The sequence below is a fragment of the Nakamurella sp. UYEF19 genome (assembly GCF_040546275.1).
Lineage (GTDB): Bacteria > Actinomycetota > Actinomycetes > Mycobacteriales > Nakamurellaceae > Nakamurella.
This window is the reverse complement of record NZ_JBEPNO010000009.1, coordinates 158,560-177,227: the sequence shown is the minus strand read 5'-3', so window position 1 is coordinate 177,227 and position 18,668 is coordinate 158,560. Positions and strand designations below refer to the sequence as shown.

Genomic DNA, 18,668 nt, shown 5'->3' with positions numbered 1-18,668 from the left:
CCTCAAGGAAGAGAACAATGCGAAACATCCGAAAGATCGGCGTGGCCGCCATGGCGGCTGCGATGGTGCTGACCGTCGCGAGCTGCTCGTCCAGCAGTTCCGGCTCCGCGGCTCCGTCCAAAGAACTGAGCGTGTGGATCCCGAGCGACGATTCCGGACGGGTGGCGGCGTACATCGCCGCCTTCAACACGTCTCACCCGGGCTACACCGTGACGCTGCGGCAGATCCCGTTCGCCCAGTACGACAACGCGCTCGGCCAGGCCTTCAGGGCCGGGCAGGGCCCGGACATCGCCCAGATCAACGGGACCACCTTCCCGTCCTTCGCCTCGAAGGGGTACCTGCAGCCGATCGTGCCCATCGTCGGCGACACCGGAGAGCTGGCCACCGCCAACTTCTACCCGAACCTCTACCAGGCAGCCGCTTTCGACGGCAAGCAGCTCTCGCTCCCGATCGACACCGGCACGCGGGTGATGCAGTACAACAAGAAGCTGTTGGCCAAGGCCGGGGTGGCGCCGTTCGGCGAGACCACGTCCTACGCCGATCTGCTGTCGGCGGCGCAGAAGGTCCGTGCGCTGGGCGACAAGTACCAGGGCTTCTGCTATGTCGGCGGCGACAAGTGGTACACCGTCAACTCCAACGCCGGCCCGTTCGTCATCCAGTCCGGCGGCGCGTTCATGAACAAGGAGCAGACCAAGGCAACGCTGGACACGCCCGAGGCCGAAGCCGGCTTCAACTTTTTCAAGTCGATGGCCGCCACCGGTGACAAGTCGAACCTGGTCGCCACCGCCTCCTCCACCTGTGTCGAGGGCTTCGGCGCCGGCACCGTGGGCATGCAGTTCGACGGCTTCTGGGACATCCCCAGCAAGGACAAGGCATCGGCCACCGACTTCGAGCTCGGCCAGACCATGCCGAAGGACAAGACCACCTACTCCAGCACGGGTGGCTGGGTGTTGGGTGTGCCGACCTACGTCAAGTCCGACAAGTTCGACGTGCTCAAGACTTTCGTGAACGACATGTACGCACCGAAGAACATCGTGCAGTTCACCGGTCTGATGCCGGCGACGAAGTCCGGTCGTGACGCCGCCACCGCGCTGAAGGCGCCGCAGTACGACATCTACTGGAAGATCCTGAACGAGAACGCCAACAACCCGATCCCGCTCAACGCCAACCTCGTTGCTCAGGCCAACCTGCTGATGTCGACGATGCAGAGCGTCATCCAGGGAACCCAGTCCACCAAAGCCGCATTGGCACAGGCCCAGACGGCCTTCGACGCGACTCTCACGAAATAGATTCGCGGAGAAGCACTGTGACATCGATCAAAGCGGTCGGCGCGGGGATCTCCCCGCGCCGACCGGCGTCGCGCCGGCGGAACGCAGGACCCTACGTCTGGCTGATCCCGGCCTTCGCCCTCCTGCTGTTCGTGGTCGGCTATCCGATCATCGAGAACATCAATGCCAGCTTCACGACAGCGGCAGGCGGCACTGATCAATACGTCGGCCTGGCTCAGTACAAGTCCATGCTGTCGGATCCGCTGTTCTACCACTCGGTGCTGCTGACCATCTACTGGACGGTCGGCGTCACAGCGCTGCAGTTCCTGCTCGGTGCGGTGGCGGCACTGGCCGCCGACCGCAGCAGTTGGTTCGTGCGACGGATCAGGCCCGTGCTGATCATCCCGTGGGTGCTGCCCGGCGTCGTGGTGGCCAACATCTGGGTGGTGTTCTACAACGAGGACGGGCTGGTCAACTCCCTGCTGTCGCTGGTCGGCATCCACTCCGACCAGGCGTGGCTCGCCAACCAGAACACGGCGCTCCCGGCCGTCATCCTGGCGGCGGCCTGGAAGGGCTTCCCGTTCTACTTCCTGTTGCTGCTCGCCGGTCTGCAATCGGTGCCGGTGGAAACGCGGGAGGCGGCGAAGATCGATGGGGCGAACTCGTTCCAGACCCTCAAGGGTGTGGTCCTGCCCCAGATGAAGGCGATCGTCATCACCAGCCTGGTGCTCGGTGTGATCGCCACGTCCAACTATTTCGACGGCATCTACCTGATGACCGGTGGTGGCCCGTCCAATGCGACGCTGACCTTGCCGGTGTGGCTCTACAACACGGCGTTCTCCGAGTTCGACATCGCCAAGGCGTCGGCGCTCTCGGTGATCATCCTGCTGATCGTGTTGGTGCCGGTCATCATTCGCCTCATCGCCCAACGGAAGAGGTCAAGACGATGATCACCGCTCCCGAAGCCCCCACCATCGCGCCGGTCGCCGTATCACGCCACCGGTTGGCCGGGGCGATCCCGAATGTGGTGCTGTCCATCGTCTTCCTGATCGTGATGGTGCCGTTCGTCTGGGTGCTGTTGGCCTCGTTACGGCAGACCAACGTCCTGACGGGTAGCTCGTTCGACTTCAGCAACATGAGCCTGGCCAACTACATCCGGGTGCTCGAGGGCAGCTTCCCGTCGAACCTGCTGAACAGCGTGATCGCCTGCGGCGTGGCCGCGATCCTCAGCGTCGGCGTCAGTGCCTCCGCGGCCTATGCCTTTTCCCGCTTCACCTTTCGTGGGAGCAACGCGTTGTTCTGGCTGGTGCTCGTCGTCCAGGTGGTGCCGGCCGTCTCCATGGTCGTTCCGTTGTACAAGCTCTGGGCAGACCTCAACCTGTTCAACAACATCATCGGTCTCGGCATCGCCTACGCCGGCCTCAACACCGCCGTATGCCTGCTGCTGCTCAAGGGCTTCATCGACGACATCCCGCGCGAGCTCGACGAAGCCGCGGCCATCGACGGCTGCAGCAATTTCGGCACCTTCCGCCGGGTGGTGCTGCCGCTGCTGGCACCGGCGCTGACGTCGGCCGGCATCTTCGTCATCGTGACGACGTGGCAGGAGTACGTCATCGCGTCGTCGCTGATGAACGAGCCCGGTTCCTTCACCGCCACCGTGGGTCTGCAGAGCCTGGTCGGCCAGTACACCACCGACTACGGCGGGATCATGGCCGGCTCCGTGCTGACCGCCATCCCGATCATCATCGTGTTCGCGATCTTCCAGAAGCAGTTCGTGCAGACGGTGACCGGCGGGCTCAAGGGCTGAGACGCAGTGGCCCGGAGCACCTCTCGGTGTTCCGGGCCACTGTCGTCGGTCAGAAGGGTGGGTGGTGGATCTCAGCGCTGGTAGAGCACCGGGTTGCGCAGGCTGGCCGGCACCTCGCCGGGCTTGGTGCCGGGCATCCAGTTGTCGATCTCGTTCAAGTGGTACTGGTTGACCGGCTCGGTCAGCGTGATGTCGGCATCCATGTAGATGACCGTCATGACGGCCCGCGGTGCGCCGGAGTTGTTGGCGCCGGCCCGATGGAACGTCCAGCCGGTGTGGAAGCTGACGTCGCCGAGGTGGTAGGGCGCCTGCACCAGCGGGAAGTCGTGCTCGGCCAGTTCCTTCTCCAAGGAGGCCTCCGACTCGTCGCTGATCGGCAGATCGCGGCCGAATTCGAACTTCTGGCTACCCTTGGCGAAGGCGAGCGGGCCCATCTCCAGCGGGGTCTCCTGGAGCGGAACCCAGACGGTGACGGTCTTGTCGCTGGACACCGGCCAGTAGTACTGGTCCGCATGCCACGGCGTGATGCCGCCGCCGGACTCCTTGTACAGCGCCTGGTCGTGGTAGAGCCGGACGCCGCGGACCTGCATCAGGTCGGTGGCGATGGCCGCCAACCGCTCGGAGAAGACGAACTCCTTGACGATGTCGCTGTGCTCCCACAGGTTGGCGATCTGGAGGAACGCCTTGTTGTAGGTGTCGCGCTCTTCCATCGGGAGGTGCTGGGTGTTCAGCTCCTTCACCTTGGCGGTGATCTCGGCCTCGTAGAGACGGAGATCGTCGGGTTCCAACACATCGGAGAGCTTGACGAAGCCCTCGTCGTTGAACTTCTGGACGGTTTCCGGAGAGATGTGGTACCTCGTCCGCATGTTTTCTAGGGTGCTGGTCATGACTCAAGGATGGCGTGGGGGGGTGGGCCGCCACAATGCCGCTGGAAGCACGTTCTGATACTATTTTGCCCTCATTCGAGAAAAGGTCGACGCCGTGCTGGCTGCCTTCGAGCACATCGTCCCGACCTACCCGCTGACCTGGAAGATCACCTCCTTCGCCGTGCCGGAATTCGAATCGGTCTGGCACTTCCACCGCGAGTTCGAGCTGACCTACATCCGGCAGGGTTCGGGCACGCGCCTGATCGGTGATTCGGTCGGGGACTACTCCCCGGGGAACCTGACGTTGATCGGCCCCGAGGTCCCGCACACCTACGTGTCAACGCCGGGCGACACCGAGCACGAGGCCGTGGTCATCCAGTTCAAGCGGGACTTCCTCGGGCGCGGGTTCTTCGATGCGCCGGTCTTCGACGGTGTGTCCTCGTTGCTCGACCGCGCGTCGCGCGGAGTGTCGTTTACCTGGGCCGACGCACCGCTGCGGCGGCTGGAGCAGCTCCCGCCGGCGGAGAAGACGGTGGAGCTGCTCGGGCTGCTGCTGGAACTGTCGCACCACGAGGCCCCGCTGCTGGCCGGCGAGCACGAGTCGCCGGCCCTGAACAAGGCCACCGCCGGCCGGATCGAATCCATGGTGGCGTTGATGCATCGTGAATTCGCGTCCCGGCTCACGCTGGCCCAGATCGCCGGCGCCGCCCACCTGGCCCCCAGCTCGGCGAGCCGGGTCTTCGCCCGGAGCACCGGCAGCAACGTGACCATCTATCTCAACGTGGTCAGGGTCAACGCCGCGTGCCGGTTGCTGCGCGACACCGACCTGAACATTTCCACCGTCGCGACCGACTGCGGTTTTTCGAATCTGTCGAACTTCAACCGCCGCTTCCGCGACGTGAAGAACATGACGCCCCGGGACTACCGGGCCGGGTTCGAGTTGACGTAGCGGAAGCCGGTGACGGGACGCTCAGGCCTGACGTCGTTTCCCGAACAGCCCACGCTGTCGGCGTCTGGCCATCGGCCGTTCCTGGCCCTCGTCGCGCAGGTGGTTGATGACATGCGCTTCCACTCGGGCGATCTCGCGAACCACGGACGAACGACGCCACCGCAGATGCTGCGCGTGCAGCAGCAACTTGCTCAGGTGGACGAGGTCGGCCTGGTGAACCGCTGGTATCAGTTCGTCGGTGTGGCCCTCCACGATCCGGGTGGCCAGGAGGATTTGTCGTCGATTCATCGATCAGCTTTCGCAGGAGATTTGATGGGTGTGGGGACGGGATGTTCACGCCGAAGCGCGGTAGGACTCCCGGCCCCCGTCATCGCGCGACAAAGGCCGCTGGGCCGAGGTCGGCTCGGCGACCGGCCGCGGGTGGGCGTTCGCACGGTCGGCTCGGCCGACACGGCTGATGCTGCGGGCCCTTCGCCACTCCGTCGCGATGGTCTTGAGGACCCGAAGTCCGTCGCGCACCGCGTGCAGGTTGCTGGCTCCGAAGAGGCGCAACAGCTCCACACTGGGCACCTCAGCGACGCGAAGGTCGGCGACGGCGACCCGGCAGTTGATCAGGGTCTCGATCTCGAAGCCGTCACCCCAGACCATCGTGTCCGACGTCGGATGGGTCGGCGGCAGGTCCAGATGCGGCAGGACGTCGGCCCAGAAGGCGTTGTAGCCGTAGCACAGGTCGGTGTAGCGGGTACGGAAACCCCGGTTCGTCAACCAGGTCAGGGCGCGATTGCCCGTGTCACGCAGCAAGGTGATGTCCGCACTCCCGCCGCCGGCGAGTACCCGGCTACCTTTGGCGAAATCCGCGCCGTTCTTCAGTGCGGTCACGAACCGATCGATCTCGGCCGGGTCGGCGGAACCATCGGCGTCGAACATGACGATGATGTCGCCGGTCGCCCGGGCGAAACCGACGGCCAGGGCGTTGCCCTTGCCCCGTCGGGTCTGCTGGACGAAGGCGGCGTCCGGTCGGACGACGTTCACCACCTGTTCCGTGTCGTCCTGGGAGTGGCCGTCCACGACGATGACCTCCACGCCGTCAGGTAGTCCCGGGAGCACAACCTCGAGGTTACGAGCCTCGTTCCGGGCGGGAACGACGATGCTGACGGTGGGCTGGGTCGGTCGAGTCGGCGCAACACGCATCATTTTCTCCCGGGATTCTCGAAGGCGGTGGTGGACCAGCCCAAGCTATCGGGATCACCCGATTGACGACAGGGTTTACGCCGAGGATGTTAGAAGGTGCACTTTCTGTCATGTCTCGCCCATCCGTTCGGGTGCTGACGACGAATAGCTGCCACCGAAGTGACGATTTCAGGGCGCCGCGTGACTGAGGGTAGGGACGGTTGCGATGATGAGGCGGATGCCGAGCTGGGTGGTCTCGTTGCGCTGGTTGAGACCCCACAGGTCGTATCAGCTCTCGGCGCTGATGCCCGACCGCCTGGCGACCACGATGCCGCCGGGCACCTTGGCGTCCGGTTCGAGGAGGATCTGCGCCTCGATGCCGAATCCCGCGTCTCGGAGCCAGCCCGTCATCCGGTCCATCGGTCGCAGATCCAGCGGCAGGTTCATCCGGTGGCCGCCGTACCCCTCCGTCTTGATGCGGTGCTCGTCGCCGACGTGAAAGCCCAGCAGCGCAACACCATCCGGCCGAAGAATCCGGTGAAAATGTCGGAGCACACCGGGGATCGCCTCGTCCGGGACATGGATGACCGAGTAGAACGCAAGCACCCCGGCGACACTGGAGTCGGGGAGATCCGGATCCGTCATGGACCCGACCTCGAAACGGAGACCGGGATGCTCTCGCCGCGCAATGGTGATCATCGCCGGCGACAGGTCGATACCGAAGGCGTCGAGTCCCTGGTCCTGCAGGTGGGCGGTGAAGTGTCCAGGGCCGCAGCCCATGTCGACGACCGGCCCGATGCTGCCTCGGACGAGTCCGACGAAGAAGGCCAACGATGCGCGTACCAGCGGTTGGTCGGCGACGGCCGACCGCACGAGGTCGGTGTAGCTGGCGGCCACGGTGTCGTACGACTCTCTGGCCTCGACCAGCCAACTCTCACCGTCCATGAGAGCAACGGTAGTGGCGAGATCCTCACAGGTTGCGAAGAGGATGGCGGCCTACTCGACCAGGGTGCCCGTGGCGGTGAGCCGGGGTCGGCGACGACGCCTGCGACGACAGCCGCCCGGAAGATCGTGGTCCCCGTGGCGCAGAAGGTGCCGGGCGGCTGACCCTGGCGCTCCGTCCGGTGAGCCGCCGTCAGGTGAGAATGCAGGCCCGGGCGCGCTCCAGTGACAGTTCCCGTTCCCGGGCATTGCGCGTGAGCGACGCCGCTCGCTCGAACTCGACTCGCGCCTCGTCGAACCGTCCGAGCTTGAACAACAGGTCGCCGCGGACGCTCGGCAACAGGTGATAGCCCTGCAGGGCAGGCACATCCACCAGATGATCAATCAGTTCGAGCCCGGCGTTCGGGCCGTAGGCCATGCCGAGAGCAACGGCCCGGTTCAACTCGACGACGGGCGACGGAACCACCCCGGCCAGCTCCGCATACAGTTCTGCGATCCGGTACCAGTCGGTATCCTGCGCTGCCCTGGCGCGGGCGTGACATCCGGTGATCGCAGCCTGGAGGACGTAGGGACCCCTGGTGCTGGTGAGGGTCTCGGCCCGTTCGAGGGCGTCGAGACCTCGTTCGATGGCCCCGGTATCCCAGCGCTGACGGTCCTGGTCGAGCAGCAGCACGGGTTCGCCCTTGGGGCCCAGTCTGGCTTCCGCGCGGGATGACTGGATCTCCATCAGCGCGACCAGGCCCAGCACTTCCGCCTCCCGCGGGAGGAGGCCGGCGACGGTGCGACCGAGCCGCAGCGCGTCCTCGCACAGCGAGGGCCGCATCCAGTCGTCGTGCGCGGTCGCCGAATAGCCTTCGTTGTAGACCAGGTAGATCACCTGCAGGACAGCGGGAAGGCGATCGAGGAAGTCCTGTCCGTGTGGGACCTCGAACGGCACTTTCGCCTTGGTGAGCGCCTTCTTCGCCCGGACGATTCGTTGGGCAATGGTGGCCTCTGGCACCAGGAATGCCCGGGCGATCTCGTCGGTGGTCAGGCCACCGAGCAGTCGGAGGGTGAGGGCCACCTTGGCCGCGACCGCCAGCACCGGGTGGCAGGCGGTGAACATCAACCGCAGCAGGTTGTCCCCGAGATCGTTGTCGAGGGCCGTGTCGAAATCTTCGCTCACAGCCCCTTCTTCCTGCCCGAGGTCGCGGCCGATTGCCGCGTACTTGCGATGCAGATTCTGGTTGCGCCGGAACAGATCGACGGCGCGCCGCTTGCCGATCGCGACCAGCCAGGCGCCTCGGTTGTCGGGGATTCCGGAGGTGGGCCACTGCTCGACCGCGGCGACCAGAGCGTCCTGGGCGAGCTCTTCGGCCAGTCCGATGTCGCCGGTCATCCGGCTCAGAGTTGCCACCAGGCGCGGATATTCGGCCCGGAAGACCGTTTCGACTGCCCGTGCAGGATCGCCGTGCGGGGCCGGTCCGTCAGAGGGTGTCGCCGTCACAACTGTGATGAGATCACCGGCCGGCGAGGCTACGCAAGGGCTCGTCGAGCCGGCGGAAGCGCTCCGGTGGTGCTGCCGGGCAGGGCGGCACCACCGGAGCCGGACGTGCTACCGGCCGTCGGCGGCCGCGTTGGCGGCCAAGGCGGTCGGATCGAATCCGGGCGGGAAGTCCTCCGGCCCGAAGATCCGGCGGATGGTGGATTCGCCGCCGCCGGCGATGGTCAGGAACTTCTTCGTGTTCTCGATGGCCTCCGCGACGGTGTCGAACTCGGTGAGGGCCCAACCACCGATCAGTTCCTTGGCCTCGGTGAAAGGTCCGTCGGTGACGGTGAACTCGCCGCCGGTGAGGCTGACCTTGACGGTGCCCATGGCGATCGGGGCGAAGGCGCCGGTGGCGATGAGGTGGCCCGACGCCGTCATCCCCTCGACGAACTGGCCCATCTGGGCCATTATCTCCGGGGTCGGCGGGGCGGAGGGGGTGGAGTCGTCGCCGAGGGTATATCCGAGGAAACGCATGATGTGCTCCTTGCTCGAGGTGACTGGTGTCAACCGTGTTCAACGTGGACGTTCAACCATGCGTCGAACGGCCGGCGGCCGGGTCGACACCGTTCGCAAAAGAACTTCTGAACTGTCTCGAGGCTCAGTTCTGCCGGTCAGTCCAGATCTTCGGTGAGTACCTCCAGTGGGGCCGGCGGAACCAGGGTCCGCGCCTTCGCCGCCAGGTCGGGGTCGACCGTGATGAGCGCATCGGCCTGGAGTTTGGTGACGGCCAGGTACTCCGCGTCGTAGATGTCGACGCCGTGCTCACGGGCCAACTTCCAGGCGGTCCGTCGCGAGGTCCGGTCCCCAGCAACCGCATCTTCAGTTCGGTGAGACGTTCGTGCTGGGCGAGTGCCTGAACTTCGGTGATCTCGCCCGCGCGAACCGCCTCGAGCCGAGCGCAGTGCACGACCCAGGGCCGCGGCGCTGCGAATCGGCGAGTCCTGCACCATGTCCTCGGCCTCCCCTCGATGTGGTGATGTCCGCACGGCTCCCTCGTGGGTGTTCATGTTGTCGAACAGCCACATCGATTGTCGGCGCACCGATGTGGCGATATCACCACAATCGCATCGTCAGACGGTCAGGTCGTCAGACGGTCAGATCGAAGGGGTGCCCGGCCGGATCCGCGAGCGTGCGGAACTGCTGACCGCCGCCCTTGAGCACTGTCGCGCCCAGTTCGACCGCCCGCGCCTCGACTGCATCCAGGTCGTCCGCCAGGATGTCGAGGTGCGCCTGCTGTTGGTGGGCCGGATCGGGCCATTGCGGTCGGTGGTAGCCGCTGATCTGCTGGAACATCAGATTCTTGCCCTCCCCGGAGACGAGTCCGCCTTCGGCACCTTCATAAGTGACCTCCATGTCGAGCAGGTCGGCGTAGAAGTGGGCCAGGGCTGCGGCGTCGGGCGCGTCGATCGTCACGGCATAGAGACCCATCACCGGTCCGACCCCCTCACGCTGGCAGATGTCGAACGGGTGGCCGGCCGGATCAGCCAGGGTGATCCAGGTCGGACCCTCGGCCAGGCGGGTGGCCCCGAGGGTGACGGCCCGGTCGGCCGCCGCCTGGAAGCCGTCGATCAGCAGGTCGAGGTGGAACTGCTGAGGGTGCTCCTGCCCCGGCCACTGCGGCGGGACGTGATCGCCCGACGGCTGCAGCCCGATCTCCTGACCGTCCCCGGTCTTGATGTTGATCCAACCACCGTCGTTGCGCACCACCTCCCAACCGGTGAGGTCGACGTAGAACTTCGCGAGGGTCTCGGTGTCCTGGGCGTCGAAGGCGGCCAGTTCCAAGCGTCCGGTCCGAGTCATGGACCTCATCCTGCATCCGACCACCGACAGCGGCATCTCGGGCCCCTACGCCGACCGATATGGTGCAGCCATGCCAGTCATCGCGCTTCTCGAACTGCGTCTCAAGCCCGAATCGCTGCCGGGTGCGCACCAGTTGCTCCGGGAGATCCTCGCCGACACCAGGGCGTTCGCCGGCTGCGAGGGTGTCGAGGTCCTGGTCGACAACGCCGACCCGGCGCACATCGTGGTCCACGAGATCTGGGCCTCGGCCGAGGCGGACGCGGCCTACCGCGCCTGGCGGGCCGGGGACGGGGCGAGCAACCTGGGTTCGATCCTCACCGGCGCTCCGGTGCTGACGGTGCTGACCGCCTACACCGACGCCTGATACTCGCGACGTCCCAGGCCTGGTTAGCTGGTAGGCATCAGAACAATGACATTGGGGTCGAGCAAGCTCGAGGTGCCCGTCGTGGCGGTGGGCTGCATGCGCATCAATACGCTGGACGCCGACATGGCGGAGAAGTTCGTCAAGGGTGCGGTGGAGATCGGTGCGACGTTCTTCGACCACGCCGATGTCTATGGCGACGGCCGGTGCGAGGAGATCTTCGCCGACGCCATCGGCATGACGTCGGCCGTGCGCGACACGATCATCCTGCAGTCCAAGGTCGGTATCCGGCCGGGAGTCGCGTTCGACTTCTCGAAGAAGCACATCCTCGAGTCGGTCGACGGCATCCTGAGCCGGTTGCGCACCGATCACCTCGACGCCCTGCTGCTGCACCGGCCGGATGCGCTGGTGGAGCCGGAGGAGGTGGCCGAGGCGTTCGACGAGCTCGAGAACACCGGCAAGGTCAAGCATTTCGGCGTCTCCAACCAGAACCCCATGCAGATCGAACTTCTCCGACGCTGGGTCCGACAACCGTTGGTGGCCAACCAACTCCAGCTCAGCATCACCAACACGACGATGATCACCGCCGGGGTCAACGTGAACATGCTGGGGGACAGCTCGGTCGACCGCGACGGCAGCATCCTGGACTACTGCCGGCTCCACGACATCACCATCCAGCCGTGGTCGCCATTTCAGTACGGGTTCTTCGAGGGCGTCTTCCTCGGCAACGAGAAGTTCCCCGAACTCAACCGCGTGCTCGACGAGATCTCGGCACGATACGACGTCTCGTCGACCACCATGGCGATCGCCTGGCTGCTGCGACACCCAGCGAAGATGCAGCCGGTGACGGGCACGATGAACCTGGATCGACTCACCCAGTGCGCGGCGGCCGGCGATGTCCACATCACGCGCGAGGAGTGGTACGAGATCTACCTCGCTGCCGGCAACATCCTGCCCTGACGGCCGATACCTTGGGCGTATGAACCCGTTGCAGCTGTTCCGACGTGTCGCCGTCGCCGAGGCCATCACCTGGGGGCTGCTCCTCGTCGGGATGTTCCTGAAGTACGTGACGAAGACGACCGACCTCGGAGTCACCGTCTTCGGGATGCTGCACGGCGTGGTGTTTCTCGCCTACTGCACGACGACCGTGCTGGTGTGGGTCGATCAGCGGTGGACGGTGGGACGCGGGGTGCTGGGCCTGTTCTCGTCGATCCCGCCGTTCCTCACCCTTTGGTTCGACCGACGCGCGGAGCGGCAGGGTGCACTCGGCACGATCTGGCGGCTGCGCACCGAACCGGCTGCCTCCTGGCCGGAACGCGTGGCCGGATGGCTGATCGGCCGCCCGGTCCGGGGTCTGTTCGTCGGCCTCGCCGCAGTTGCCGCCCTGACCGTCGTCGCCTTGGTGGCCGGTCCCGGCAACTGAGTGGTCACTCCTGACGAGGCCTGACGCCCGGTCAGCTCCGGTGCCGGCGAGGTCGATCGATACCAACGGATCCAGATCCGAAGCGGCGGCTGCGATTTCGCCCCGCGGCGGTAGTGGTCTCCTGGTGAGGCAACAGGTTGACCGCCGGTGTTGGCTGGCTTGCCATGGGCTCGGCAGGTGCAGGCCCGGCCGCCGCGGGTCGTTTCGCGAGTCGCCTGCCAATGATTCGTCCGGCCGCACCGCTGATGACGAGCAGCCCGATCAGCGCGATCAACCCGTGCCCGGGAATGAGGTAGGCCGCCGGGACGGCGAGGAGGAAAGCCACGAAATCGCACCACATCTCGTGCGCAGTGCCACTGGCCTTGCCATCGGTGGAGAGCCCGCGAGCAGCCAATTCGTAGTCGATGAGCAGAAGAGCGGCCAGGGCGAGCGCATTGACCAGCGCGTAGACGGTGACTGCGATGGCGGTCGAATAGTTGCCGAGCAGCTCCGAAGTGAACGGCATCGCGCTGATCGCGAGCAACAGCAGGATCGTCCGGCGGAGGAGTGCGCGGTCCGACGCCCGGACGGTCCGCATGAGTCGGTGATGGCGCCGCCAGTAGGTGGCGATCACGTAGAAGCTCAGCAGGAAGGCGACGTAGGTCGAACTCTGCGCCCCCAGGGCATGCCGGAGGGCCGAATCGGTGGGTTGCTCGCCGACGTCCGGCACCTTCAGATCCAAGGCCAGCAACGTCATGGCAATCGCAAAAACGGCGTCGGTCAAGCTGAAGATGCGTCCGACGGACCGGTCGTTCTCGGCGGCCCTGAGTTGACCGTCGGGATTGTCGGGCCGGTCCGGTCCTACGATTCCGTCCACGGGCCGACCCTACGTCGCTGGGCGGGGGTCCCTGCCGCGGTGTGACGATGTCCTTCTCCGCAGTAACTACCGGTGATGAGATGCTGGCGGGATGACGTCACCTCGCTCGCGCAGACCGAAGCCGTGGGCGCTGGCTCTGGCAATTGCCCTCTCCGTCGTGCTGGCCGGTGCTCCGCAGGCGGGAGCAGCTTCCCCGGCAGCCATCCCGGTCGCCGGGCACGTCGGCAGCATTCCCACCGTCGGCCCATTGTTCTTCGGAGGTCCGACGGCTGCGCATCGGTGCACCGCAACGGTGGTGAGCAGCCCGGCCGGCAACCTGATCCTGACGGCAGCTCACTGCATCTCCGGCACCGGCGCCGGAGTCCTCTTCGCGCCGGGCTATCTCAACGGCGCCACGCCCTACGGGGTATGGACCGTCAGCAATGCATTCGTCGATTCGTCATGGACGGCGACCGCGAATTCACAGGACGATTTTGCTGTGCTAAGGATTGCCCCGCAGGTCCGCGGCGGCCATCTCGTCTCGCTGCAGTCCGTGACCGGCGGCAACCTGCTCAGTCTTGCGCCGCGGAGCGGCACCACCATCACCGTGCCCGCCTACGCGGCCGGTATCAACGACGCGCCGATCAGTTGCAGAACGAAAAGCTATGTGTATCTTGGCTACTCGGCGTTCGATTGCCACGGTTACGTCGGCGGGACCAGCGGCTCGCCGATGCTGGTCCCCACCAGCAGGCCCGGTTTGAACGCCGTCGCGGGCGTGATCGGGGGACTGCACCAGGGAGGCTGCGTCGAATACACGTCGTACAGCTCGGCGTTCCGGGAAACGGTCATCGGGCTCTGGCTTCGTGCGATCTGGAACCGGAGCCCCGACGTCGTGCGGCGCCCCGGAAGCGACGGTTGCTGACTGCGCAGCCGGCGGTGGTGGCCGGCTCGACGGGCGACCACCACCGGCCATCGCCAACTCATCCCCTCTCCGTATCAGTGGGGCGGCGCATCCATGCGTCGCCGGTGGGCCCGTTCGCTGACGATCACCATTGCGATGATCACCGCGACGCAGACGACCACGCAGACCGACGCGAAGAGATTGCCTCGCAGGGTGACGAGCGCCTCGAACTGCTGACCCATGCGTCCGCGGGAGTTTTCGCCAACTGCCCTCGGGGACACGAAGTACATGGAGACGCCAAAGCCGGTGACCGCGGTGAGGAGAGCGGCACCGGCCAGGTACTCGGCGCGGGACATGTAGGCGCCGGTCTGGCTGCTCTCGCCCTGGATCGGCAGGATCCCCATACCGCGAAGAAGCCAGCTGATCGGCACACCGATCAGCACCACGACGACGGCGACCAGGGCAGCCGCGACCAGCGGTAGCAGCACGGATTCCACCAGGATCAGGCCGTAGATGTTGGTGTCGGCAGAGAAGGAGGCGGTGGGGGTCGATGCCGGTGTGACGATCAGGAAGATGATGCCGCAGAGCACCTGTGGGCCGACGTAGACGATCCAGCCGGCGGCCGCCGATCGTTTGATCCGAGCGCGGGCCAGGCGCCATCGCGCCACGGTATGCAGGACGGTGGCGATGGCAACCGCAGAGAGGTCGATGATGGTGTAGCGCAGGAAGTCATGCGGTTCGGCCAGGCCGTAGCTGATCCAGGCCCAGACGCCGACGGAGATCGTGCAGGCCATCACGACGAAAGCAGGAAAACCGATCTGGTCGGCCAGCGGCGGGAGTGTTGTTCCAGCTCTCCGCCGCCGGAATTCCTCCTGGCCGCCGGGATGGGGGTCCGGAGTCGTCATCACCGATGATCCTACGGTGACGACAGCGGATTGGGGTTGGCGGCCAGCACGTCACAGCCGCCGCTCACGCCGGCCATAGGCTTGGGGGGTGCCCAGAACACGCTCCCGGCGCCGTCATGCTGCTGTCGACGCACTCGCACCGCCGAGGACGGCAATGAGCCCGGCCGGATTCCCTGGGCGGAACCGGCTGTCACCACTCGTCGCCACCGCCGTCCTGATCGTCTTCGGCATGGTGACGAGCACCTGGGGTGCACACTTGATCGGCCAGGCGGGGTGGGCCCTCCCGCATGACCTGTGGCGGACGCTCGTTGCCGCAGATCGCCTGCGGCACCTGGAGTTGGGCGGCCTCTACACGCAGCCCACCGCCCTGGTCACCTTTCCAGGGGCCGCCCTGATCCTGGTGCCGGTGGTGGCCGTCATCGATGCAGCCGGGTTGGGGTTGGCCTTCCAGACCGCGCAGAACCCGTTCCCGTCGGCCTGGTTGGTGGCCGGGCCGTACCAGATCGCGATCTCCGGCTCCGCGCTGTTCGCCGCGGACGCGATCGCCGAGCGGCTGGGTGCCGACCGCCGGTCGCGAGCGGTTCTCGCGGCCGCGGGAGTAGTTGCACTGTGGAATGTCTCGGTGCGGTTCGGGCATCCGGAGGACGCCGTCGCCCTCGCCTTCCTCCTCTATGCGATCCTGGCCATGGCGAACGCGCGCCCGGCTCGGGCGGCCTGGCTGGTCGGGGTCGCCGTTGCGGTGCAACCCCTTGTCCTGCTGGGGCTTCCGATTGTGCTGGCGGCGCTCCCTGCTGGTCGAGGTGTGCGTCGGATCGTGGGATTTCTGGTCCGGGCGGCTGTTCCCGGAGTTGGGTTGCTGGGCGCCGCGGCACTGGCGAACTGGGAGGCCACCGTCCGGGCCGTCGCCCATCAACCTAACTTTCCCACGTCGAGTTCCAATCACTCGACCCCCTGGACGCTCCTCGCCCCGGAGATGGGCGGCGGCGCGGTGTCCGCCGGGCCGGGACGCATTCTCGCCATCCTGCTGGCCTGCGGTCTCGGGGTGGTGATCGGACGACGATGGCGGGGCATCGGCCAGTCGCGCAGTGGGCGGTGGCGTCCGGCCCGGCTCGCGGAGGTGCTGTGGTGGGTGGCGCTGGCCCTCGCCGGCCGCTGCCTGTTCGAATCGGTGATGGTCTCGTTCTACACCTGGCCGGTACTCGCGGTTGCCCTCGTCGCGGCCGCCCGGTGGTGGGGCGGACTCCTGGTGACCGCGGTCCTCACCGGCGTGGTCACGGTCGTGTCGCAAGCATCCTGGCCCGGACCGTGGCTCTGGTGGACGGTGATGGTCTTCGGCTTGGGCCTGACCCTGTTCGCCGCTCGCGGTCGGCCTGCCTCGAAGGCGCCGGACGACGCCGCTCTACACGAGTAGCGTTTGCGGCCATCATCCATTCCGATGGCCCTGCACCTGCACTGATCCGCGAGTTGTCACGAGTAGATTCCTCTGGCAGACTGACCGCGTCCCGGCCGGCGTCGCTGCCGGCCAGAAGTCTCTCGAAAGGTCAGCATGATCTCCCTCGGAATCGTCGGCGCCGGCCAGTTCGCCGGTCAGTTCGCGACCCTGTTCAACGTGCACCCGGACGTCAGCCGGGTGCTGGTCACCGATCTCCTCCCGGAGCGCGCAGCCGAACTGGTCGAACGTGAACACCTGGCCGGGACGGTCGCCTCCTTCGAGGCCATGCTGGAAACCGACGTCGACGCGGTCGCGCTGTTCACACAGCGCTGGACGCACGGCCCGCTGGTCGTTGCGGCCCTTCGCGCCGGCAAGCACGTGTACTCCGCGGTCCCGATGGCGATCTCCGAGCAGGAAATCGCCGAGATCATCGACACCGTCAGGGAAACCGGCCTGACGTACATGATGGGCGAGACCAGCTACTACAACCCGGCCACCGTCTTCGCGCGGAAGAAGGTGCAGGACGGTGCGTTCGGGCGGATCTTCTACGCCGAGGGTGACTACGTCCACGACATGGACCTCGGCTTCTACGCCGCGTACCAGTACAGCGGTGGGGCCGACTGGAAGAAGACCGCCAGCTACCCGCCGATGAACTACCCGACCCACTCCATCGGCGGCGTGCTCGGCGCCATTCCAGGTCATGCCGTCAGCGTCAGCTGCATCGGCATCCGCGACGAGCGGGGTGACGGCGTGTTCGACAAGGACGTCAGCCAGTTCGGCAACGACTTCTCCAACGCCAGCGCGCTTTTCGAGCTCGACAACGGCGGGGCCATGCGGATCAACGAGATGCGCCGGGTGGGCTATCCCTCGCAGATCCGGGAATCCCGGTTCCGCTACTTCGGCACCGAGGCCAGTTTCGAGCAACTCGCGACGGTGAGCGTGTGGCAGGACAAGCACGAGGTCCACGACGTGACGACGGAACTGACCACCGTCCCGAGCATGTCCCTGGACGACCCGTCGCTGGCCCACATCGCGCCCGAGCTGCGCGAGTCGTTCGTGTCCGGCTACGCGCCCGTGCACGATGCCGACCGGTTGCCCGAGGTCTACCGGGGCATGCCGAGTGGGCACGAGGGCAGCCACCACTTCCTCGTCGACGACTTCGTCCGCGCCGTCGTCGACGGCACGATGCCCCCGGTCAACGCCTGGGTCGCCGCCCGGTACACGCTGCCCGGCGTGGTGGCTCACCAGTCCGCCCTGCAGCGCGGGGAGCGACTGCCGATCCCGGACCACGGTGACGCGCCTTCGGAACTTCCACGGCCCGCGACACACGCCGCAGGCTGAGCGGACCGCCGGCATGGGGCCGTCCGGTTCACGCCAGATCACCCGGTCCGACGTAGCCCGCTACGCCGGGGTATCCAGCGCAGTGGTCAGCTACGTCGTCAACGGTGGCCCCCGGCCGGTGGCGCCGGCGACGGCCGCGCGGGTGCTGGACGCGATCCGCGTGCTCGGCTACCGGCCGAACGCCAGCGCACGGGCGCTACGCACCGGGTCGACCAAGCTGCTGGGGTTGGTGGTGCCCGAGATCGGCAACCCGCTCTTCGCGGAACTGGCGCTGGCGATCGAATCCGCAGCCGCCGGCCGGGGTCACGCGGTCCTGCTGACCAACAGCGAGGGCGATGTCGACACCGAACGGCGTCACGTGCTCAACCTGACCGCGCGACAGATCGACGGACTTCTCCTGACGCCGGCCATGTCCCGACCGGATCTGGCGAACCTTCCGCTCACCGGCGTGCCGACCGTCCTGCTCGGCACGTTCGAGGGGGTGCCCGGGTTCGTCAGCGTCGGGGTCGACGCGTTCGCCGGGGCCTACGACGCGGTGACCCACCTGATCGGCCACGGCCACCGACGTGTCGCGCTGGTCATCGGCGGTGGGCGGGCGCCGGGTGACGAGCTGCGCGAGCGCGGCTGGCTCCAGGCCACCAGGGACGCGGGACTGCCCGACGGTCCCATCGCCCGGGAGCCGTGGTCCCGCGCCGGCGGACTGGACGCCGCCCGACGTCTGTTCGGCGGCGGGTCCCCGCCGTCGGCGGTGTTCGTCAGCTCCGACCTGCAAGCCATCGGGGTGCTTCGCGGCCTGCACGAACGGGGCCTGCGGGTGCCGGCGGACGTCGCCATCGTCTCGTTCGACGGGACGGAGGAATCGGAATACACCTGGCCACCGCTGACGGTGGTCCGGCAACCGGTGCGGACGATGGCCGCCGACGCCATCACACGGGTCCTCGCGCCCGATGGCGAGTACGAGAACGTCACGCACCAGCCCGAACTGATCCTCCGGGCGTCCTGCGGTTGCGGTGCCCGCTGATCGTCGGGCCGACCATGCGATACCGAAAGAACGCACTTTTCGGACAGTTGATCATGCCCATTCGGTGCCTTTGCGTTGTTGGTGAAGATGCGACACAAACTGTTCATTTTCGGTGATTT

General features: G+C 66.6%; 21 protein-coding genes. 11 read left to right on the top strand and 10 right to left on the bottom strand.

Annotation, left to right across the window (positions count from 1 at the left end; all coding sequences use genetic code 11):
* Positions 1 to 17: 17 nt before the first annotated feature.
* The 3 genes from ABIB25_RS14730 to ABIB25_RS14720 are packed head-to-tail and all read left to right on the top strand — an operon-like array spanning position 18 to position 3,075.
* Entirely contained in the window at positions 18 to 1,289 is a 1,272-nt protein-coding gene (locus ABIB25_RS14730) for an extracellular solute-binding protein (RefSeq protein ID WP_354529214.1), read from the top strand.
* A gap of 17 nt (positions 1,290 to 1,306) precedes the next feature.
* Positions 1,307 to 2,218 carry a carbohydrate ABC transporter permease gene (locus ABIB25_RS14725; RefSeq protein ID WP_354529213.1) on the top strand — a complete coding sequence of 304 codons (912 nt, stop codon included), beginning with the start codon at positions 1,307 to 1,309 and terminating at the stop codon, positions 2,216 to 2,218.
* Positions 2,215 to 3,075 (top strand): carbohydrate ABC transporter permease, encoded by an 861-nt coding sequence (locus ABIB25_RS14720; protein ID WP_354529212.1) that lies wholly within the window; start codon positions 2,215 to 2,217, stop codon positions 3,073 to 3,075. Before ABIB25_RS14725 ends, ABIB25_RS14720 begins: the two co-directional genes overlap by 4 nt.
* Positions 3,076 to 3,146: 71 nt before the next feature.
* On the opposite strand, the gene ABIB25_RS14715 is transcribed toward ABIB25_RS14720, so the two are convergent.
* Entirely contained in the window at positions 3,147 to 3,962 is an 816-nt protein-coding gene (locus ABIB25_RS14715; RefSeq protein ID WP_354529211.1) for a phytanoyl-CoA dioxygenase family protein, read from the bottom strand.
* A gap of 94 nt (positions 3,963 to 4,056) precedes the next feature.
* Between ABIB25_RS14715 and ABIB25_RS14710 the strand changes: the two genes are divergently transcribed.
* Entirely contained in the window at positions 4,057 to 4,890 is an 834-nt protein-coding gene (locus tag ABIB25_RS14710; protein WP_354529210.1) for an AraC family transcriptional regulator, read from the top strand.
* Between the two features lie 21 nt (positions 4,891 to 4,911).
* Here the strand turns inward: ABIB25_RS14710 and ABIB25_RS14705 are convergent, their stop codons facing one another.
* The 7 genes from ABIB25_RS14705 to ABIB25_RS14675 all read right to left on the bottom strand — a co-directional run bounded on the left by ABIB25_RS14705 (position 4,912) and on the right by ABIB25_RS14675 (position 10,330).
* Positions 4,912 to 5,178, bottom strand: coding sequence for a hypothetical protein (locus ABIB25_RS14705; RefSeq protein WP_354529209.1), 267 nt, complete (start codon positions 5,176 to 5,178; stop codon positions 4,912 to 4,914).
* A gap of 45 nt (positions 5,179 to 5,223) precedes the next feature.
* Positions 5,224 to 6,081, bottom strand: coding sequence for a glycosyltransferase family 2 protein (locus ABIB25_RS14700; RefSeq protein WP_354529208.1), 858 nt, complete (start codon positions 6,079 to 6,081; stop codon positions 5,224 to 5,226).
* Positions 6,082 to 6,348: 267 nt separating this feature from the next.
* Positions 6,349 to 7,005, bottom strand: coding sequence for a class I SAM-dependent methyltransferase (locus ABIB25_RS14695; RefSeq protein ID WP_354529207.1), 657 nt, complete (start codon positions 7,003 to 7,005; stop codon positions 6,349 to 6,351).
* A 190-nt stretch (positions 7,006 to 7,195) separates the two neighbouring features.
* Entirely contained in the window at positions 7,196 to 8,488 is a 1,293-nt protein-coding gene (locus tag ABIB25_RS14690; protein ID WP_354529206.1) for an RNA polymerase sigma factor, read from the bottom strand.
* Positions 8,489 to 8,596: 108 nt separating this feature from the next.
* On the bottom strand, positions 8,597 to 9,004 hold the full coding sequence (locus ABIB25_RS14685) for a YciI family protein (RefSeq protein ID WP_354529205.1): 408 nt from the start codon (positions 9,002 to 9,004) through the stop codon (positions 8,597 to 8,599).
* A 137-nt stretch (positions 9,005 to 9,141) separates the two neighbouring features.
* Positions 9,142 to 9,303 carry a pyruvate ferredoxin oxidoreductase gene (locus ABIB25_RS14680; protein WP_354529204.1) on the bottom strand — a complete coding sequence of 54 codons (162 nt, stop codon included), beginning with the start codon at positions 9,301 to 9,303 and terminating at the stop codon, positions 9,142 to 9,144.
* A 313-nt stretch (positions 9,304 to 9,616) separates the two neighbouring features.
* Entirely contained in the window at positions 9,617 to 10,330 is a 714-nt protein-coding gene (locus ABIB25_RS14675; RefSeq protein WP_354529203.1) for a VOC family protein, read from the bottom strand.
* Between ABIB25_RS14675 and ABIB25_RS14670 the strand changes: the two genes are divergently transcribed.
* The 3 genes from ABIB25_RS14670 to ABIB25_RS14660 are packed head-to-tail and all read left to right on the top strand — an operon-like array spanning position 10,329 to position 12,114.
* On the top strand, positions 10,329 to 10,694 hold the full coding sequence (locus ABIB25_RS14670) for a putative quinol monooxygenase (protein WP_354529202.1): 366 nt from the start codon (positions 10,329 to 10,331) through the stop codon (positions 10,692 to 10,694). The genes ABIB25_RS14675 and ABIB25_RS14670 overlap by 2 nt on opposite strands.
* A gap of 36 nt (positions 10,695 to 10,730) precedes the next feature.
* Positions 10,731 to 11,651 (top strand): aldo/keto reductase, encoded by a 921-nt coding sequence (locus ABIB25_RS14665; protein ID WP_354529248.1) that lies wholly within the window; start codon positions 10,731 to 10,733, stop codon positions 11,649 to 11,651.
* A 19-nt stretch (positions 11,652 to 11,670) separates the two neighbouring features.
* Positions 11,671 to 12,114, top strand: coding sequence for a DUF3817 domain-containing protein (locus ABIB25_RS14660; RefSeq protein ID WP_354529201.1), 444 nt, complete (start codon positions 11,671 to 11,673; stop codon positions 12,112 to 12,114).
* Positions 12,115 to 12,145: 31 nt separating this feature from the next.
* Here the strand turns inward: ABIB25_RS14660 and ABIB25_RS14655 are convergent, their stop codons facing one another.
* Positions 12,146 to 12,970 carry a TMEM175 family protein gene (locus ABIB25_RS14655; protein WP_354529200.1) on the bottom strand — a complete coding sequence of 275 codons (825 nt, stop codon included), beginning with the start codon at positions 12,968 to 12,970 and terminating at the stop codon, positions 12,146 to 12,148.
* A 91-nt stretch (positions 12,971 to 13,061) separates the two neighbouring features.
* Here ABIB25_RS14655 and ABIB25_RS14650 point away from each other — a divergent pair, with 91 nt between their 5' ends.
* On the top strand, positions 13,062 to 13,871 hold the full coding sequence (locus ABIB25_RS14650) for a trypsin-like serine peptidase (protein ID WP_354529199.1): 810 nt from the start codon (positions 13,062 to 13,064) through the stop codon (positions 13,869 to 13,871).
* 74 nt (positions 13,872 to 13,945) lie between these two features.
* Here the strand turns inward: ABIB25_RS14650 and ABIB25_RS14645 are convergent, their stop codons facing one another.
* Entirely contained in the window at positions 13,946 to 14,755 is an 810-nt protein-coding gene (locus ABIB25_RS14645) for a hypothetical protein (RefSeq protein ID WP_354529198.1), read from the bottom strand.
* 88 nt (positions 14,756 to 14,843) lie between these two features.
* Here ABIB25_RS14645 and ABIB25_RS14640 point away from each other — a divergent pair, with 88 nt between their 5' ends.
* The 3 genes from ABIB25_RS14640 to ABIB25_RS14630 all read left to right on the top strand — a co-directional run bounded on the left by ABIB25_RS14640 (position 14,844) and on the right by ABIB25_RS14630 (position 18,549).
* Positions 14,844 to 16,166 carry a hypothetical protein gene (locus ABIB25_RS14640; RefSeq protein ID WP_354529197.1) on the top strand — a complete coding sequence of 441 codons (1,323 nt, stop codon included), beginning with the start codon at positions 14,844 to 14,846 and terminating at the stop codon, positions 16,164 to 16,166.
* A 135-nt stretch (positions 16,167 to 16,301) separates the two neighbouring features.
* Positions 16,302 to 17,528 (top strand): Gfo/Idh/MocA family protein, encoded by a 1,227-nt coding sequence (locus ABIB25_RS14635; protein ID WP_354529196.1) that lies wholly within the window; start codon positions 16,302 to 16,304, stop codon positions 17,526 to 17,528.
* Complete coding sequence (locus tag ABIB25_RS14630) at positions 17,479 to 18,549, top strand: LacI family DNA-binding transcriptional regulator (protein WP_354529195.1); 1,071 nt, start codon at positions 17,479 to 17,481, stop codon at positions 18,547 to 18,549. Before ABIB25_RS14635 ends, ABIB25_RS14630 begins: the two co-directional genes overlap by 50 nt.
* Positions 18,550 to 18,668: the final 119 nt, after the last annotated feature.

Excerpts from the sequence above, each read along its gene's own strand:
- ABIB25_RS14730 (WP_354529214.1), top strand. The coding sequence starts at position 18 with ATGCGAAACATCCGAAAGATCGGCGTGGCCGCCATGGCGGCTGCGATG.
- ABIB25_RS14720 (WP_354529212.1), top strand. The coding sequence starts at position 2,215 with ATGATCACCGCTCCCGAAGCCCCCACCATCGCGCCGGTCGCCGTATCA.
- ABIB25_RS14715 (WP_354529211.1), bottom strand. The coding sequence starts at position 3,962 with ATGACCAGCACCCTAGAAAACATGCGGACGAGGTACCACATCTCTCCG.
- ABIB25_RS14705 (WP_354529209.1), bottom strand. The coding sequence starts at position 5,178 with ATGAATCGACGACAAATCCTCCTGGCCACCCGGATCGTGGAGGGCCAC.
- ABIB25_RS14700 (WP_354529208.1), bottom strand. The coding sequence starts at position 6,081 with ATGCGTGTTGCGCCGACTCGACCGACCCAGCCCACCGTCAGCATCGTC.
- ABIB25_RS14695 (WP_354529207.1), bottom strand. The coding sequence starts at position 7,005 with ATGGACGGTGAGAGTTGGCTGGTCGAGGCCAGAGAGTCGTACGACACC.
- ABIB25_RS14685 (WP_354529205.1), bottom strand. The coding sequence starts at position 9,004 with ATGCGTTTCCTCGGATATACCCTCGGCGACGACTCCACCCCCTCCGCC.
- ABIB25_RS14670 (WP_354529202.1), top strand. The coding sequence starts at position 10,329 with ATGGACCTCATCCTGCATCCGACCACCGACAGCGGCATCTCGGGCCCC.
- ABIB25_RS14675 (WP_354529203.1), bottom strand. The coding sequence starts at position 10,330 with ATGACTCGGACCGGACGCTTGGAACTGGCCGCCTTCGACGCCCAGGAC.
- ABIB25_RS14660 (WP_354529201.1), top strand. The coding sequence starts at position 11,671 with ATGAACCCGTTGCAGCTGTTCCGACGTGTCGCCGTCGCCGAGGCCATC.
- ABIB25_RS14650 (WP_354529199.1), top strand. The coding sequence starts at position 13,062 with ATGACGTCACCTCGCTCGCGCAGACCGAAGCCGTGGGCGCTGGCTCTG.
- ABIB25_RS14645 (WP_354529198.1), bottom strand. The coding sequence starts at position 14,755 with ATGACGACTCCGGACCCCCATCCCGGCGGCCAGGAGGAATTCCGGCGG.
- ABIB25_RS14635 (WP_354529196.1), top strand. The coding sequence starts at position 16,302 with ATGATCTCCCTCGGAATCGTCGGCGCCGGCCAGTTCGCCGGTCAGTTC.